Here is a 15696-nt window from a genome sequence, read left to right as displayed (position 1 = left end):
TCATGACAACGGAGAAACCCTCTCATGAAGCGCATGCTGTTCAATGCGACGCATCAGGAAGAATTACGCGTCGCTATCGTCGATGGGCAAAAACTCATCGACCTCGACATCGAGACTGCCGGCCGCGAACAACGCAAAGGCAACATCTACAAAGGTGTCATTACCCGGATCGAACCCGGCCTAGAAGCTTGCTTCGTCAACTACGGTGAAGACCGTCACGGCTTTCTGCCCTTCAAGGAAGTTGCTCGCAGCTTCTTCAAGGAAGGCGTCGACGTTCGTAGCGCCCGCATCCAGGATGCGCTGCGCGAAGGCCAGGAACTGATCGTCCAGGTTGAGAAAGAAGAGCGCGGCAACAAGGGCGCAGCCCTGACCACGTTCATCTCGCTGGCCGGCCGCTACCTGGTCCTGATGCCCAACAACCCCCGTGGCGGTGGCGTTTCGCGCCGCGTCGAGGGCGAAGATCGCCAGGAACTGCGCGACACGATGGAGCAGCTTGAGCTGCCCCAGGGCATGAGCATCATTGCCCGCACCGCTGGCATTGGCCGCAACGTCGAAGAGCTCCAGTGGGACTTGTCCTACCTGTTGCAGCTGTGGACCGCCATCGACGGCGCCGCCCGCGACAACTCCGCGCCCATCCTGATCTATCTGGAATCCAGCCTGGTCATCCGGGCCATCCGCGATTACTTCTCGCCGGAAATCGGCGAAATCCTGATCGACACGGACGAGATCGCCGACCAGGCCACCGCGTTCATGAGCGTGGTGATGCCGGACAACGTCCAGCGCGTCAAACGCTACCGCGATGACATCCCGCTGTTCTCGCGCTTCCAGATCGAACACCAGATTGAAACGGCGTACTCGCGCACGGTGCAACTGCCCTCGGGCGGCGCCATCGTGATCGACCACACCGAAGCCCTGGTTTCCGTTGACGTGAACTCGGCCCGCTCCACGCGCGGCGCCGATATCGAGGAAACCGCGCTGCGCACCAACTCCGAAGCGGCCGACGAAGTGGCCCGCCAGTTGCGCTTGCGCGACTTGGGCGGCCTGATCGTCATCGACTTCATCGACATGGAAGACAGCAAGAACCAGCGCGCCGTTGAACAGCGCCTGCGTGATGCCCTCCATTTCGATCGCGCCCGTGTACAAATGGGCAAGATTTCGCGCTTCGGCCTGATGGAACTGTCGCGTCAGCGCCTGCGTCCGGCCCTGAACGAAGGCTCGCACATCACCTGCCCGCGTTGCAACGGCACCGGCGTGATCCGCGATGCCGAGTCCAGCGCCCTGCACGTGCTGCGCCTGCTGCAAGAAGAGGCGATGAAGGAAAACACCGCGGCGGTTCACGCCCAGGTGCCGGTGGATGTCGCCACCTACCTTCTGAACGAAAAGCGCGCCGACATCACCAAGATGGAAGCCCGCCTGAAGGTCAACCTGATGCTGATCCCCAACAAGCATCTGGAAACGCCGCATCACCACATCGAGCGCCTGCGCCACGACGATCCGCGCCTGGAAGAGCTCAAGACCAGCTTCGATCTGGTTGAAGCTCCGGCCACGAACGCACCGTGGCAGCCGCGCGAAAGCGAAATCAAGGCCCGTCCGGAAGCTCTGGTCAAGGGCATCACGCCCTCGCAACCCGCCCCGGTTTCGACGCCTGCCGCTCCCGTCGCCGCGCCTGCTGCCCCCGCTGCCGCTGGCGGCCTGGGTGGTTTGTTCAAGCGTCTGGTCGGCTGGCTGACTGGTGGCTCCGAAGCCGCCAAGCCGGCGCCCACCGCTCAGGAAGACAGCGCCAAGCGCGCCGCTTCCGGCCGCGGCAAGGGCCGTGCCGGTCACGATGGCCAGGAACGCCGTGGTGAACGCCATGGCTCGGACCGCAACCGCAACAATCGCCGTGGCGAATCGCGCGGCGAAGGTACCGAAGGTTCCGAGGGCAACCGTCACCACGCTCGTGGCAATCGTCGCAATGAAGGCGAACGTCAGGACCGTGGCGACCGCAACAACCGCGGCGAAGGCCGTGGTGAGCGCGAAGGCCAGGCAGCCCAGGCTGCCCTGGCGTCCAACCGCCCCGACCAAGCCGATCTGGCCAATGGCGACGATACCGGCGCCGGCCGCAACCGCCGCCGTGGCCGTGGCCGCAATCGCCGCGAAGAAGGTCAGTCCGACGCGCCGATGAGCGAACAGGAAAGCATGGTGGCCGCGCTGGCGCAGTCCGTTGCGACCGCCCTGCCCGACACCAAGCCCTCTGCCGATTCGTCGACGGAAGCCGCTGACGCCGCCGAGCAGTCCGCTGATGGCATTGCCTCGCTCGAAGGCGCCGAAGGCGCAGCCGATCCGGAACGCAAGCGCCGCCGCCGCCGCAGCCGCCGTGGCCGCCGCAGCCAGGACGAAGCCGGTCTGGCCGGTAGCGACGAGCAGCTGGACGACGGTTCGGACGACGACTCCGCCGAGCAAACCGAAAGCGTAGCCGCCCCCGCAGAAGCCGCCCCCGCCGCCCCGGTGCAGACGCAAGCCGTCGAAACCAAGGTGACCGAAGCGCAAGTCGTGCAAGGGCAGTCCGCACAGCAGTCCGCCGAGGTCGAAACCCCGGTCCACGCTCCCGTGCAAACGCCGGCAGTAGCCCAGGCCGAACCGGCCGCGCCGGTCGAAGCCGCCCAGGCTGCACCGGAACAGGTTGCCGAAGTCGTGGCCCAGCCCGTGCAAACGGCACCGCAGGCGACCGAGCCGGTTTCCGTGCAAGCCGCCGAACCGGTTCAGGCTGCTGCTGAAGAGCCGATCAAGACCGCCGCTGTGGAACCCGTCGTGACGACGCCCGCTCCGGTCGCGGAAAGCGCAGCGTCGGCTGCCGCAGCACCGGCTACCGCAGCACCGGCTGCCGCAGCCCCTGCCGAATCGCAGGCTATCGTGGTGCCGGCAACGACGCCGTCCGCCAAGGCTCAGGCCTTGCATGACGTGGTCAATGCCGCTGGCTTGAAGTGGGTGGAAACCGATCCGGACCGCCACGCTCAAACCCAGCTGCGCATTGCCGCCGCGCATACGCCGACCCGCCTGGGCCGTGAGCGCAAGCCGGTTGCCACCGTATCGAACGAACCCCTGGTTCAAGTCGAAACGCGTCACTAAGCCACGCGCTTAGCGAAAAGCCCTCGTCGCATGACGAGGGCTTTTTTTTCGTCTGGTGCCGCGCAATGCTCGCCTGCCAATGGGCGAAAAAAAACCCTCGTGAGAGGGTTTTCATTCTGGCTCGACGCCGACTTCAGAACTGATACGTGTACGTCAACTGCACCAGGTCCAGGCCCGGGTTCGGACGCTTGATGCTGGCATTGGAGAAGTGCGAATAGCGCACGCCGATGCGGTTGTTCGGGGTCAGCAAAAAGCCCATGCCGACGTGATCACCGAATTGGAAAGCGGTGCTGATGTTTTCGTCGGCAAAGCGGGTGCTCGAGAAAACCGTCGCGCCGATACCGGCCTCAAGGTAGAAGCGTTCGCCGGTCCACCAGCGGAACATCGGGATGGCGTTGAGCTGCCAGACGTGGCCTGGGGAACGCGAGCCGTCTGCCCACCAATACGAAGCGCCCAACTCGGGCGTCAAATCGAGGCGGCCCCAATTGCCGCCGAACTGGTGCGTCCAGACCGACGCGGTTTCGTAGTTCAGCGTGATGCGCTGGTAGTGGTCACCAATGCCGTAGTGCATGCTGACACCGCCCTGCGTCCCTTCCGACGACTGAGCGCTGGCAATCGTGGCCGCGCCTGCCAAGGCCAAACCTACGAGGCGGGTAAGCAGTTTCTTTTTGGTCGACAGCATGAAGTAACTCCGAAGATTTGGGTCTAACCGGCAACATAGCAAAATACGGGCCAGATGGCTTGAACCTTGTCGCAATAAGACAACATAATCCGGGTGGAAAACACTGTTCCGAAAAGCGCCGTCACAATCGATACGAGATCCGCTAGGCGGCGTCACAAAATGCCGCCGCCGCGTCGCAAAGAAAATGCCGTCGTCAGCTTGCGCTTGCGACGGCATCGTTCATTGCGGCAAAGCTAGTTCAGGCGGTGACGACGTCGGCCGGCTGATTGTTCAGCAGCGCCAGCAAGCGCGCGATTTCCTCACGCAGCTGACGGCGGTCGATGACCATGTCGATCGCGCCCTTTTGCAGCAGGAACTCTGCGCGCTGGAAGCCTTCCGGAAGCTTCTCGCGCACGGTCTGTTCGATCACGCGCGGCCCGGCAAAGCCGATCAGCGCCTTTGGCTCGGCGATGACTACGTCGCCCATGAAGGCGAAGCTGGCCGACACGCCACCCATGGTGGGATCGGTCAATACGCTGATGAACGGCAGACCGGCGGCCGACAGGCGCGTCAGCATGGCGTTGGTCTTGGCCATCTGCATCAGCGACAGCAGGCTCTCCTGCATGCGCGCGCCGCCCGAAGCGGCCACACAGATGAACGGTGTCTTGTTGTCCAGGGCAGCCTGGGCGCCGCGCGCGAAGCGCTCGCCCACCACCGAACCCATGGACCCGCCCATGAATTCGAATTCAAAGCAGGCCAAGGTGGCGGGCACGCCACGGATGGAACCGCTCACGACCACCAGCGCATCGGACTCGCCGGTTTGCTTGACGGCCTCTTGCAGGCGCTCGGGATACTTGCGGGTGTCCTTGAACTTCAGCGTGTCCACGGACCGCGTGTTCTGACCAATTTCAACCCGGCCTTCCATATCCAGCAGCGAATCGATACGAGCGCGGGCGCCAATACGCATGTGGTGGTCGCACTTGGGGCACACGTGCAGATTGGCCGCCAAATCTTCGCTATACAGCACCGATTCGCACGACGGGCATTTCACCCACAGGCCTTCGGGAACGCGGCGAGCGCCGCTGTCGCTGGTTTTATTGATGCGAGGAGGCAGGAGTTTTTCGATCCAGCTCATTGATTTTTCATCCCGTTAGAGGTCGCGCCCAGCCACTCAGGCCGACGCGTCGTCTCGTTTTACTTGATCCAGCGCATGCCGGATGGTGCGCAGCCAGCCGCTGGCGGCGGTGACTGCGGCGTTGGTTTGCTGGGCAGCCGGGGCGTCCGCCACCGCCTGCTCCATCGTTTCAATCAGTTTGCTGCCGATCACCACGGCATCGGCCACGCGTGCCACGCGCTGCGCGCTTTGCGCATCGCGGATGCCGAAGCCCACGCCAACCGGAATATCGCCCATGTGGCGACGAATGACGGCCACGCGTTCGGCGACGTCGTCGGTGTTCAGCGAGCCCGCGCCCGTGACGCCCTTGAGCGACACGTAATACACATAGCCGCGCGCTACCTTCGCCACGGACTGGATCCGCGCCTCGGTGGACGTGGGGGCCAGCAGGAAAATGGGAGCAATGCCATGCGCGCCCAAGGTGGAAGCGAATTCGATGACTTCTTCCGGCGGATAGTCCACGACCAGCACGCCATCCACGCCAGCGCGCTCGGCGTTGCTGGCAAATTCGGATTGGCCCATGCGTTCGATGGGGTTCGCGTAGCCCATCAACACCACCGGGGTGGTGGTGTCGGTCTGGCGAAATTCGGCTACCAGCTCAAGCACGCGGGTCAGGCCCACGCCTTGGGCGATGGCGCGATCGGCAGCGCGTTGGATAACGGGGCCGTCCGCCATCGGATCAGAAAATGGCACGCCCAGTTCGATGATGTCCGCGCCAGCCTCGACCAGTGCATGCATCAGAGCGGGCGTCGCGGCGGGCGACGGATCGCCAGCAGCGATATAGGGAATCAGCGCGGCCGAACGGCCAGATTCGGCGGTACGCGCGAACGCCGCAGCGATACGATCAATGCGAGTTGTCATGGTGTTAGAGCTCGATGCCTGCACGTTCGGCGACGGTATGCATGTCTTTATCGCCACGACCCGACAAGTTGACCAGGATGACGGCATCGCGAGGCAGCGTGGGAGCCATCTTCACGGCTTGCGCGATGGCATGCGAAGACTCCAGCGCCGGCATGATGCCCTCGGTGCGGCAGCAGTCGTGAAACGCCTTCAGGGCCTCTTCGTCGGTGATCCCCACGTATTCCGCACGGGCGGAATCCTTCAGCCATGCGTGTTCGGGACCCACGCCCGGGTAGTCCAGGCCCGCCGAGACGGAATGCGTTTCCTGCACCTGGCCGTCGGCATTCTGCATGACGTAGGTGCGGTTGCCGTGCAACACGCCCACCTGGCCAGCGGCCAACGATGCGGCATGCCTGCCCGTTTCCATGCCCTCGCCCGCCGCCTCGACGCCAATGAGACGCACGTTTTCGTAGGGGATATAGGGATGGAAGATGCCCATGGCGTTGGAACCGCCGCCAACCGCCGCCACGACATAGTCAGGCTGGCGGCCGATGGCTTCCGGCATCTGCGTCAGGCATTCATTGCCGATGACGGTCTGGAAATCGCGCACCATGCGGGGATAGGGGTCGGGACCCGCTACCGTGCCGATGATGTAGAACGTGTTTTCGATGTTGGTGACCCAGTCGCGCATGGCTTCGTTCAGCGCGTCTTTCAGCGTGCGCGAACCGGAAGTGACCGGCACCACCGTGGCGCCCAGCAGCTTCATGCGGTAGACGTTCGACGCCTGGCGGCGGATGTCTTCGCTACCCATGTAGACGACGCATTCCATGCCGTAGCGGGCAGCTACCGTGGCCGTGGCCACGCCGTGCTGGCCAGCGCCGGTTTCGGCGATCACGCGGGGCTTGCCCATGCGACGCGCCAGCAATGCCTGGCCGATGCAGTTGTTGACCTTGTGCGCGCCCGTGTGGTTCAGGTCTTCGCGCTTGAACCAGATCTGCGCGCCGCCCAGCATTTCCGACCATCGACGAGCGTGGTAGACCGGGCTGGGACGCCCGACAAAGTGCTTGAGTTCATAGTTGAACTCTTCCAGGAAGGCGGGATCGACACGGTAATGGTCGTAGGAGGCGCGCAGCTCGTCGAGTGCGTGCATCAGCGTTTCCGCCACGAAAACACCGCCGTAAGGACCAAAATGGCCCTGGGCATCCGGAAAGTCGTAAGGTTTCACCAAGCATCTCCCCCGGTATCGCGGCAAGCCACTGCCGGCCGCAAATCCGGTTTGCAACCCGTCATTTTACCTGACGCGGGCGGGGCCGGGGTCCGCAGAGTCGGCCCGCCCCACCCCCGCCTGCTCAGAGCGATTGGCCCAAGCGGCGCAGGAACGTCTCGCAAGACGCCATCTGGTCGATGGCCACGAATTCGTCCGGCTTGTGGGCCTGTTCGATATGGCCGGGCCCGCACACCACCGTGGGAATGCCGATGCCCTGGAACAGGCCGGCCTCGGTGCCGTAGGCGACCTTGCGGGTGCTGCGGTCTTCGGTCAGCGCCCGAACCAGCTGCGTGATGGCGGCCTCTTCCGATGCCTCCAGCGCAGGCGCCGCGGCGCCGGTTTCGATCTCGATGCTGGCGCCGTCAAATTCCGCCTTCATGCGCGGCAAGAGCTCATCACGCACGTATTTTTCAACTTCAGCCTGGATCTGGTCGGGTTGCATGCCCGGCAGGTTGCGGAATTCGTAGGTGAATTCGCACAGCTCGGGGATGGTGTTGACGGCGATGCCGCCCCGGATCTGGTTGGTCGTCATCGTGGAGAAAGGCACGTCGTAGAACTGGTCGTACGGGCCGTTGGCCTTGAAGCTGTCGGCCAGATCGCGGATGCGGCAGATCAGGCGGGCAGCGTATTCGATGGCGTTGCAACCGCGCGGGGTCAGCGACGAATGCGCGGCCTTGCCATGCACCTTGCAGCGGAACAGGTTGATGCCCTTGTGCGCCACGACCACCTGCATGCCCGTGGGTTCGCCCACTACGCAGCCCTCAGGCCGGATGCCGCGTTCGTGCAGATCGGCAAGCATGTAGGGCGCGCCGGCGCAGCCCACTTCCTCGTCATACGAGAACGCAAGGTGGATCGGCTTTTTGCGCGGCATGGCCAGGAATTCAGGCACCAGCGCCAGGGAACCGGCGATGAAGCCCTTCATGTCGCAAGCGCCGCGACCATAGAGAAGTCCGTCTTTTTCGACGAGTTTGAACGGATCCGTGCTCCAGTCCTGGCCATCGACAGGCACCACGTCGGTGTGGCCCGACAGGACGATGCCGCCTTGCTGGTTACCGTCTTGCGCGGGCAAGGTGGCAAACAGATTGGCCTTGGTGCGCTCGGGGTTGTGCGCCAGCCATGCATCCACGCCCTGGCCCTTGAGCCAATCACGGACGGTTTCGATCAGGGCAAGATTGGAATTGCGGCTGGTGGTATCGAAACCCACCAGCGTTTCCAGCCAGGTGCGCGCGTTCATGTCACTTCTCTTTGGGGGAAAAACGACAAGTGTAAAGCCAGGAAGCGCCCGCGTCTTGGCATGCCGGGCGACCGTTCACCGGTTAAGCGCCTAGAATGTCGCCGGATTGAATTACCCCCAAGGAGAAACCGTGCAGCACAAAGCAGTCCCCACACGCAACATCGTGGCCGCAGTCATAGGCAACGCCCTCGAATGGTATGACTTCCTGGTGTTCGCGTTCATGACGCCGATCATCGCGAAGCTGTTTTTCCCCACCGACCCCAATCTGCCCGGCAGCGAATTGAACGCCATCCTGATGACGACGGCGATCTTCGGCGTGGGCTTCTTCATGCGTCCGGTGGGCGGCATCATCCTTGGCCTGTATGGCGACAAGAAAGGACGCAAGGCCGCCATGGTGATGGTGACCTCGCTGATGGCCGTGTCGATCGCGCTGATCACGGTGGCTCCGACCTACCATGCCGCCGGCATCCTGGCCCCCATCTTCATCCTGATCGCGCGCCTCTTGCAGGGTTTCTCGGCGGGCGGCGAATTCGGCACGTCCACCGCGTTGCTGATCGAGATGGCGCCCAACGGCAAGCGCGGCTTCTATGGCTCCTGGCAGATGGCCGGCCAGATGCTGGCCCTGCTGATCGGCGCGGCATGCGGCACGCTGATCACCGAGTTCTTCACGCAGGAACAGATCGCGGCCTGGGCATGGCGCATTCCGTTCGCCTTCGGTCTGGTGATTGTTCCCATCGCGATCTATATCCGCAAGAACATCGACGAAACCGAAGTCTTCAAGCAGATGCAGGAAGAAGACCGCCAGGCGGCCGCGCGCGGTGAAGTGCAGCGCCTGAGCCTCGTCCAGATGATCAAGACCCACACGCGTGAAACGATGATCGGCGTGGGTCTGGTGGTGACCGCGACAGTGTCCATCTACATCACCTTCACGTATCTGGTCACGTACTCGACGCAGATCCTGAAGCTGCCGATGAAGGACACCTTCATGGTGCAGATGGCTGGCGCGGCGCTGATGGTGCTGATGACCCCGTTCATGGGCGCCTGGTCCGACCGCGTCGGCCGCCGTCCGCTGGTGATCGGTTCGCTGATCGGCTACCTGATCGTGCTGTACCCGCTGTACTACTGGCTGTCGGACGCCCCGTCGATCGGCCGTCTGCTGACGGTGCAGATCGTGGTGTGCTTCTTCGTGTCGGCGTTCTTTGGCGTCTTCAGCACGGTGATGGCCGAATTGTTCCCGGCGCGCGTGCGTTCCGTGGGCCTGTCGCTGGCCTATAACGTGGCCGTGATGATCTTCGGCGGCTTCGCGCAGTTCATCGTGACCTGGCTGATCAAGACCACCGGTTCGCCGATGGCGCCGGCCTACTACGTGATGTTCGGCGTAGCGCTGGGCCTGATCGCCTCGTTCTTCATGCGCGACCGCGCGCACGAGAACCTGGACAACTAAGCGTTGCCCCCAGGGCCGCCCGGCCCTGGGCAGCGGCGCGCTAGCGGCGCGCCGCCGAGGACACGCCCGCCACTTCGGCCAAGGCGTCCATGGCGCGGGCCAGCGATTCGCCCCCGCGCACTTCCACCGTGAACACCATGTGCGCCAGCGACTGCTTGCTTTGCGTGTTCACGCCCACGACGTTCAGCCGCAAGCGCGCGAACACTTCAGACAGATCACGCAACAGGCCGGGACGGTCGTGCGCGCGCACGCTGATATCCACCGGATAGAAGGTGTCCGACGTTTCGCCCCAGGCGACTTCGATGATGCGTTCGGGTTCGCGCGCCGCCAGCGCCAGATAGCTGTGACAGTCACTGCGATGGATGGACACGCCACGGCCGCGCGTCACGAACCCGGCGATGGCGTCAGGCGGCGCGGGGCGGCAGCAACGCGCAAGCTGCGTCAAGAGAGAGCCCACTCCCACCACCAGCACGCCGCTCTTGCCGCTTTTCTCGGCGCTGCCCGCGCTGGCGTGGCGCAGCGCGGCAGGTTGCGGTTCGGTGGCCGGCGCGGGCTGCTGGAAGACGCTGTCGATCTGGCGCAGGCTGAATTCTTCCTTGGCCGCCGCCACGTACAGGTCGTCAGCGCGGGCGAATCCCAGGTTCTGCGCAAGCTGCTCAAGGTTGATCGCGGTCTTGCCCAGCCGTTGCAGCTCTTTTTCCACCAGCGCCTGGCCCTGCGTGATGCGCTGCTGCAATTCAATGGCGTTGAACCACATCCGCACCTTGGCGCGCGCGCGCGGGCTGGCCAGGAACCCCAGCTGCGGGTTGAGCCAGTCGCGCGAGGGCCCGCCCGACTTGGCGGAAATGATCTCGACGGTCTGGCCGGTGGACAGCTGCGTCTGCAACGGCACCATCTGGCCGTCGACGCGGGCGCCCCGGCAGCGATGGCCCAGGTCGGTATGCAGGTGATAGGCGAAGTCCACGGGCGTGGCGCCGGCGGGCAGCTCGATCACGCGCGCCTGCGGCGTCAGCACGTAGATGCGCTCGTCCGTATGCGCGGGCGGCTTGACCATGTTGCGGCTCTTGCCCGACCCCGGCTTGCCTGACGCGGCCTTCCCGGATTCAGCGCGGACGGCCTCGGGCTTGCCGGGTTCTTGCCCCGGCTGGCCGCCGCCTTCGACGTCGCTGTTCCAGGCCAGCAACTGACGCATCCACGCCAACTGGCGGTCGTATTCGCTGGACGCGGCGACCTGGCCGCCCTTGGCGCCCGCTTCCTTGTAGCGCCAATGCGCGGCCATGCCGTATTCGGCGAACTGGTGCATTTCGCGCGTGCGGATCTGCACTTCGAAAGGCCGGCCGTCATCGTCGGCCACCACGGTGTGCAGCGAACGATAGCCGTTGGGCTTGGACCGCGAGATGTAGTCGTCGAATTCATTCGACAGCGGCGTCCACATTTCATGCACCAGCCCCAGCGCCGTATAGCAGGCGCGCACATCCTCGACGATGATGCGCAGCGCGCGCAGGTCGTACATCTGGGCAAAGTCCAGGCGCTTGACGCGCATCTTGTTCCAGATGCTGTAGATGTGCTTGGGCCGGCCGCTGACCTCGGCGTCGATGCCCGCCTTGGTCAGCGCCGTTTGCAGGCGGTCGATTGCGCCGGCGATGAAGGCTTCGCGCTCGACCCGCTTTTCTTCCAGCAGCCGGGCGATCTGCTTGTAGCGATCGGGCTCCAGGAAGCGGAAAGACAGGTCTTCCATTTCCCATTTGATCTGCCAGATGCCCAGCCGGTTGGCCAGGGGCGCGTACAGGTCCAGCGTCTCGCGTGCAAAATCGGTCGAACACGGGGCCTTGCTCTCGGCATGCCAGCGCAAGGTGCGCAGACGCGAGGCCAGGCGCATCAGCACGATGCGCAGATCGGCCGCCATCGCCAGCAGCATCTTGCGCTGCATTTCCTTTTGCGAGCCGCTTTCGGCTTCGACGTCACTGGCCTGGCGCGCCACCACGCCCAGGCGCAGCAAGGCGCGAGTGCCTTGGACCAGCCGCGCGACTTCCGCGCCAAAGGCGGCCGCGACGGGGTCGTTGCGCAGGGCGGGCGCGGGCGCCATCAGATCAGTGGGCAAGGCGGCCAACAACGCCGCAGCGCGCGTGGCGGCGTCCGTGTGCAGCGCCGCCAGGATGCGGACGACGCCCGCGCCGTGACTGGCCAGCGGCTCGCCGGTCAGGGCGTGCTGACCTTCAAATCGAGGGATGGCCCAGGCGACGGCCCGGTCGATCAACGCAACGCCATCGGCGTCCAGGCCCGCGCCTACCTCCTGCCGCCAGGAAGCGTCGAAAGGCGAAGGCGCGTCGATAACAGGCGGGGCGGACATGACTGGCGCAGTGCAGGGTTAGTTGATTTCCCGACACTCTACACTAGCGTTTGATCACGCTGAAATCCCCTGCCTCTCAGGCATATAGAAGGAACCAAAGCTTATGTTGCGCTGGCTCAAGGGCCGGGGCGCCCGTCCGTCGGAAGTGGCCCAGATGCAAGCCCGCATCGAGCCACAACTATGGCGGCAGGTGCTGGATGCCCACCCTTTCCTGGCGGCGTTGAACGCCGATGAAACCGCGCAGTTGCTGGCGCGGTCCGCCTGGCTGCTGGCCAGCAAGACCATCAACGGCGCCCAGGGCCTTGAGGTATCGGATTTCATGCGTCTGTCGATCGCGGCGCAGGCCAGCCTGCCTATCCTGAACCTGTCGCCCGAACTGTATGAAGGCTGGGATGAAATCATCGTCTACCCGGCCAGCTTCCGGATCCCGCGCTCGCGCCAGGACGAAGACGGCGTCGTCCATGAGTTCATCGAAGACGCGGCGGGCGAAGCGTGGGAAGGCGGCCCGCTGGTGCTGTCATGGGAAGACACGCAGCTGTCCGAGGGCGGCTTCAACGTCATCATCCACGAGTTCGCCCACAAGCTGGATCTGCGTTCGGGCCTGGCGGACGGCATGCCGTCGCTGGCCGCGCATCCCGACTTGAAACCGCAGGTATGGCGCCGGGTGCTGGACGACAGCCTTGACCGCTTCATCGCCGCCCTGGACGCGGTCGAAGCCGCAATCCCCCCCGACGTGGATCCCGAGAGCGAAGCGGCGGACGCCTGGTACGGCCAATTGCCGCTGGACCCTTACGCGGCCACGGACGAGGCCGAATTCTTCGCCGTCAGCTCCGAACACTTCTTTGTCGACCCCATGCCCTTGCAGCAGGCGCTGCCCGAATGGCACGCGCTGTTGCGGGCGTACTACCGGCAAGACACCTTGGGGCGCTACGCATGAAGCAATTGCTGATCGCCTGGCATTCGCGCACGGGCGCTGCGCGGCAAATGGCCGAAGCGGCGGCGCGCGGGGCGGCCGCGGCGGCCGTTCAATTGGAGCAGGCCGATCAATTGCGCGTGGTCGCGCGCCGCGCGGCGGACGTGGACGCCAGCGCCATCCTGGCCAGTCAGGGCTTTTTATTCTGCGCGCCGGAAAACCTGGCAAGCCTGAGCGGCGAAATGAAGGAATGCTTCGACCGCAATTACTACGCCGTGCTCGACCGTATCCAGGGCCTGCCCTACGCCTGCGCCATCAGCGCCGGCAGTGACGGCGCAGGTGCTGCGCGGCAGGTTGAACGTATCTGCACCGGCTGGCGGCTGAAGCCGGTAGCGCCCGCCCTGATCGTCAATCTGGGCGCGCAAACGCCGCAGCAGATCATGGCGGAAAAAGTCGTGCCCCAGGCCGATCTGGACCGCTGCGAGGAACTGGGCGGCCTGCTCGCGGCAATGGTGCTGACGGGCGGCTGAGATACGTCGCCCATGAAAAAGCCCTTCGGCGCGCCGAAGGGCTTTTTGTCTTGCAGGCGGACGAGGCTTAGATAGCGGCCGTCACGATGATCTCGACCTTGAAGTCGGGATTGGCCAGGCGGGCTTCGACCGTGGCGCGCGGGGGCGAGTTGCCATCGGCAACCCAAGCGTCCCAGGCCTTGTTCATGCCGTCGAATTCCTTGATGTTGGCCACGTAGATCTGGGCCATCAGGATCTTGGTCTTGTCGGTGCCGGCTTCGGCCAACAAGCGATCGATCGTGGCGAGCACTTGTTCGGTCTGGCCGGTGATGTCCAGCTTGGCGTCGTCCGGCACCTGGCCTGCCAGGTACGCGACACCGTTGTACACGGCCATGTCCGACAGGCGCTTGGCGACGTGGAAGCGCTTGATGCTGCTCATGAATATTCCCCTAGATTCGAGTGGTGGGTTGGATCAAAACAAGAAACCAGCAATTTACCCCGAGCCGCGATCAGGCGGGAGGCAGCTGGAACACCTGGCGCAAGTAGGCCAGGTAAGCGGGATCGTCGCACATGGTCTTTTCGGGCGCATCCGACACCTTGGCCACCGGTTGGCCGTTGCAGCGAACCATCTTCATCACGATCTGAAGCGGCTCGTGGCCCAGGTCGTTGGTCAGGTTTGTGCCGATACCGAACGACACCTTGCACCGCCCGGCGAACTGGCGAGCGAGCTCGATGGCACGCGGGAACGTCAATGAATCCGAGAACACCAGCGTCTTGGCGCGCGGGTCCACGCGGTTCTTGCGGTAGTGCTCAAGCAGCCTTTCGCCCCAGACGAAGGGGTCGCCCGAATCGTGGCGGGCGCCATCGAAGAGCTTGCAGAAGTACATGTCGAAGTCGCGCAGGAACGCGTCCATGCCGTAGACATCCGACAGCGCGATACCAAGATCGCCGCGATATTCCTTGGCCCAGACTTCCAGGGCGAACACCTGCGAATCGCGCAGGCGCGGCCCCAGCGCCTGGCAGGCTTGCAGGTACTCGTGGCCCATCGTGCCCAGCGGCAGCACCTCGTGCTGCTTGGCCAGCAACACGTTGCTGGTGCCGGCGAAATGTTCGCCCATCTGCGCTTTCATGGTGGACACCACTTCCTGGTGCCAGACCTTCGAGAAGCGGCGGCGCGTGCCGTATTCGGCCACACGGAAATCGGCCAGCGCGGGGTCGTCCAGCACCAGGTGCATCTTGGACTGCAAGCGCTGGCGGCCTTCTTCCCAATCGGGATTCTTGCGCGTGTTGCGGAAATAGACCTCGTTGACGATGGCGAGCACGGGAATCTCGAACAGGATCGTGTGCAGCCAAGGGCCTTTCACTTCGATCGAGATCTCGCCGGGGGCATCGCCTTCGCTGATGTGGATGCAGCGCTCGGGCAGATGGAACAGGCCCAGGAAATCGACGAAGTCGCTTTTGATGAAGCGCAAGCCGCCCAGGTAATCCAGTTCGTCCTGCGTGAAGCGCAACTGGCAGAGCTGGTGCACTTCTTCGCGGATTTCATCCAGATAGGGGCGCAGATCGGCCCCGGCGGTGCGGCACTTGTAACGGTACTCAACCTGTGCAGCGGGAAATTGATGCAGTACCACCTGCATCATGCTGAATTTGTACAGATCGGTGTCGAGCAGCGAAGTGATTATCATGATTGCGCGTATCGGTTTCGCGACACCATAGCATAGAGAACGCGGGCTTTATGGCCATGAGCCACGGTGTCAATACGGGTATTACCGGCACATCCGTCGCGCATTGGGTAAAATCCGCCCAACAAGACACAAAAGCCGCCGATCCCGGAGTTCCTGAATGACCCACGTTGTCACCGAAAACTGTATTAAGTGCAAGTACACCGATTGCGTTGATGTGTGCCCGGTGGACTGTTTTCGTGAGGGTCCGAACTTCCTCGTGATCGACCCTGACGAGTGCATCGACTGCGCGGTCTGCATCCCGGAATGCCCGGCCAATGCGATCTACGCCGAAGAAGACGTGCCGCAGGACCAACTGAATTTCATCGCGCTGAACGCCGAACTGTCGCCCGAGTTCGCCAGCATCAGCCGCGCCAAGAAGCCCCTGCCGGACGCCGACGACTGGAACGGCAAGCAGGACAAGCTGCAATACCTGGAAAAATAATCCGCGACGGCCGGCGTCTTCCTGGCGCCC

Annotated in this window: 13 protein-coding genes; 5 read left to right on the top strand and 8 right to left on the bottom strand. The window is 64.0% G+C overall.

What is annotated here, in order from left to right; genetic code table 11:
- The first annotated feature begins 24 nt into the window (after positions 1-24).
- Entirely contained in the window at positions 25-3108 is a 3084-nt protein-coding gene (locus API01S_RS09920; RefSeq protein WP_061304337.1) for an Rne/Rng family ribonuclease, read from the top strand.
- A gap of 133 nt (positions 3109-3241) precedes the next feature.
- On the opposite strand, the gene API01S_RS09915 is transcribed toward API01S_RS09920, so the two are convergent.
- The 5 genes from API01S_RS09915 to argE form a co-directional block, all read right to left on the bottom strand.
- On the bottom strand, positions 3242-3790 hold the full coding sequence (locus API01S_RS09915; RefSeq protein ID WP_006218026.1) for an acyloxyacyl hydrolase: 549 nt from the start codon (positions 3788-3790) through the stop codon (positions 3242-3244).
- 238 nt (positions 3791-4028) lie between these two features.
- A complete protein-coding gene (accD, locus tag API01S_RS09910) occupies positions 4029-4904 on the bottom strand; it encodes an acetyl-CoA carboxylase, carboxyltransferase subunit beta (RefSeq protein WP_006218025.1) in 876 nt (291 codons plus the stop codon).
- Positions 4905-4940: 36 nt separating this feature from the next.
- On the bottom strand, positions 4941-5804 hold the full coding sequence (trpA, locus tag API01S_RS09905) for a tryptophan synthase subunit alpha (protein WP_006218024.1): 864 nt from the start codon (positions 5802-5804) through the stop codon (positions 4941-4943).
- A 4-nt stretch (positions 5805-5808) separates the two neighbouring features.
- Positions 5809-7008, bottom strand: a complete 1200-nt coding sequence (gene trpB / locus API01S_RS09900) for a tryptophan synthase subunit beta (RefSeq protein WP_006218023.1) — start codon at positions 7006-7008, stop codon at positions 5809-5811.
- Positions 7009-7132: 124 nt separating this feature from the next.
- The gene (gene argE, locus API01S_RS09895) at positions 7133-8284 is read right to left on the bottom strand and encodes an acetylornithine deacetylase (protein WP_006218022.1); all 1152 of its coding nucleotides are present in this window, start codon (positions 8282-8284) and stop codon (positions 7133-7135) included.
- A 130-nt stretch (positions 8285-8414) separates the two neighbouring features.
- Here argE and API01S_RS09890 point away from each other — a divergent pair, with 130 nt between their 5' ends.
- Entirely contained in the window at positions 8415-9728 is a 1314-nt protein-coding gene (locus API01S_RS09890) for an MFS transporter (protein ID WP_061304335.1), read from the top strand.
- A 40-nt stretch (positions 9729-9768) separates the two neighbouring features.
- Here API01S_RS09890 and API01S_RS09885 read toward each other — a convergent pair whose 3' ends face one another.
- A complete protein-coding gene (locus tag API01S_RS09885; RefSeq protein ID WP_061304334.1) occupies positions 9769-12078 on the bottom strand; it encodes a RelA/SpoT family protein in 2310 nt (769 codons plus the stop codon).
- Between the two features lie 103 nt (positions 12079-12181).
- Between API01S_RS09885 and API01S_RS09880 the strand changes: the two genes are divergently transcribed.
- Together API01S_RS09880 and API01S_RS09875 are read left to right on the top strand one after the other, a co-directional pair.
- Complete coding sequence (locus API01S_RS09880; protein WP_061304332.1) at positions 12182-13015, top strand: M90 family metallopeptidase; 834 nt, start codon at positions 12182-12184, stop codon at positions 13013-13015.
- Positions 13012-13521: a hypothetical protein gene (locus API01S_RS09875; protein ID WP_061304330.1), complete on the top strand. Its 510-nt coding sequence runs from the start codon at positions 13012-13014 to the stop codon at positions 13519-13521. Before API01S_RS09880 ends, API01S_RS09875 begins: the two co-directional genes overlap by 4 nt.
- A 67-nt stretch (positions 13522-13588) precedes the next feature.
- Here API01S_RS09875 and API01S_RS09870 read toward each other — a convergent pair whose 3' ends face one another.
- Both API01S_RS09870 and pncB read right to left on the bottom strand, forming a co-directional pair.
- The gene (locus tag API01S_RS09870) at positions 13589-13939 is read right to left on the bottom strand and encodes a RidA family protein (RefSeq protein WP_006218017.1); all 351 of its coding nucleotides are present in this window, start codon (positions 13937-13939) and stop codon (positions 13589-13591) included.
- Between the two features lie 70 nt (positions 13940-14009).
- On the bottom strand, positions 14010-15185 hold the full coding sequence (gene pncB, locus API01S_RS09865) for a nicotinate phosphoribosyltransferase (RefSeq protein ID WP_006218016.1): 1176 nt from the start codon (positions 15183-15185) through the stop codon (positions 14010-14012).
- Positions 15186-15342: 157 nt separating this feature from the next.
- Between pncB and fdxA the strand changes: the two genes are divergently transcribed.
- Complete coding sequence (gene fdxA, locus API01S_RS09860; RefSeq protein WP_006218015.1) at positions 15343-15666, top strand: ferredoxin FdxA; 324 nt, start codon at positions 15343-15345, stop codon at positions 15664-15666.
- Positions 15667-15696 lie beyond the last annotated feature (30 nt).

This window comes from Achromobacter piechaudii NBRC 102461, from assembly GCF_001571245.1.
Classification (GTDB): domain Bacteria; phylum Pseudomonadota; class Gammaproteobacteria; order Burkholderiales; family Burkholderiaceae_B; genus Achromobacter; species Achromobacter piechaudii.
Note: the sequence above shows the minus strand (reverse complement) of the source record. Positions and strands in the feature narration are given on the sequence as shown.

What these genes read in the sequence shown, in the direction of transcription:
- API01S_RS09920 (WP_061304337.1), top strand. Translation starts at nt 25, where the DNA reads ATGAAGCGCATGCTGTTCAATGCGACGCATCAGGAAGAATTACGCGTC.
- API01S_RS09915 (WP_006218026.1), bottom strand. Translation starts at nt 3,790, where the DNA reads ATGCTGTCGACCAAAAAGAAACTGCTTACCCGCCTCGTAGGTTTGGCC.
- accD (WP_006218025.1), bottom strand. Translation starts at nt 4,904, where the DNA reads ATGAGCTGGATCGAAAAACTCCTGCCTCCTCGCATCAATAAAACCAGC.
- trpA (WP_006218024.1), bottom strand. Translation starts at nt 5,804, where the DNA reads ATGACAACTCGCATTGATCGTATCGCTGCGGCGTTCGCGCGTACCGCC.
- argE (WP_006218022.1), bottom strand. Translation starts at nt 8,284, where the DNA reads ATGAACGCGCGCACCTGGCTGGAAACGCTGGTGGGTTTCGATACCACC.
- API01S_RS09885 (WP_061304334.1), bottom strand. Translation starts at nt 12,078, where the DNA reads ATGTCCGCCCCGCCTGTTATCGACGCGCCTTCGCCTTTCGACGCTTCC.
- API01S_RS09880 (WP_061304332.1), top strand. Translation starts at nt 12,182, where the DNA reads ATGTTGCGCTGGCTCAAGGGCCGGGGCGCCCGTCCGTCGGAAGTGGCC.
- API01S_RS09875 (WP_061304330.1), top strand. Translation starts at nt 13,012, where the DNA reads ATGAAGCAATTGCTGATCGCCTGGCATTCGCGCACGGGCGCTGCGCGG.
- API01S_RS09870 (WP_006218017.1), bottom strand. Translation starts at nt 13,939, where the DNA reads ATGAGCAGCATCAAGCGCTTCCACGTCGCCAAGCGCCTGTCGGACATG.
- pncB (WP_006218016.1), bottom strand. Translation starts at nt 15,185, where the DNA reads ATGATAATCACTTCGCTGCTCGACACCGATCTGTACAAATTCAGCATG.
- fdxA (WP_006218015.1), top strand. Translation starts at nt 15,343, where the DNA reads ATGACCCACGTTGTCACCGAAAACTGTATTAAGTGCAAGTACACCGAT.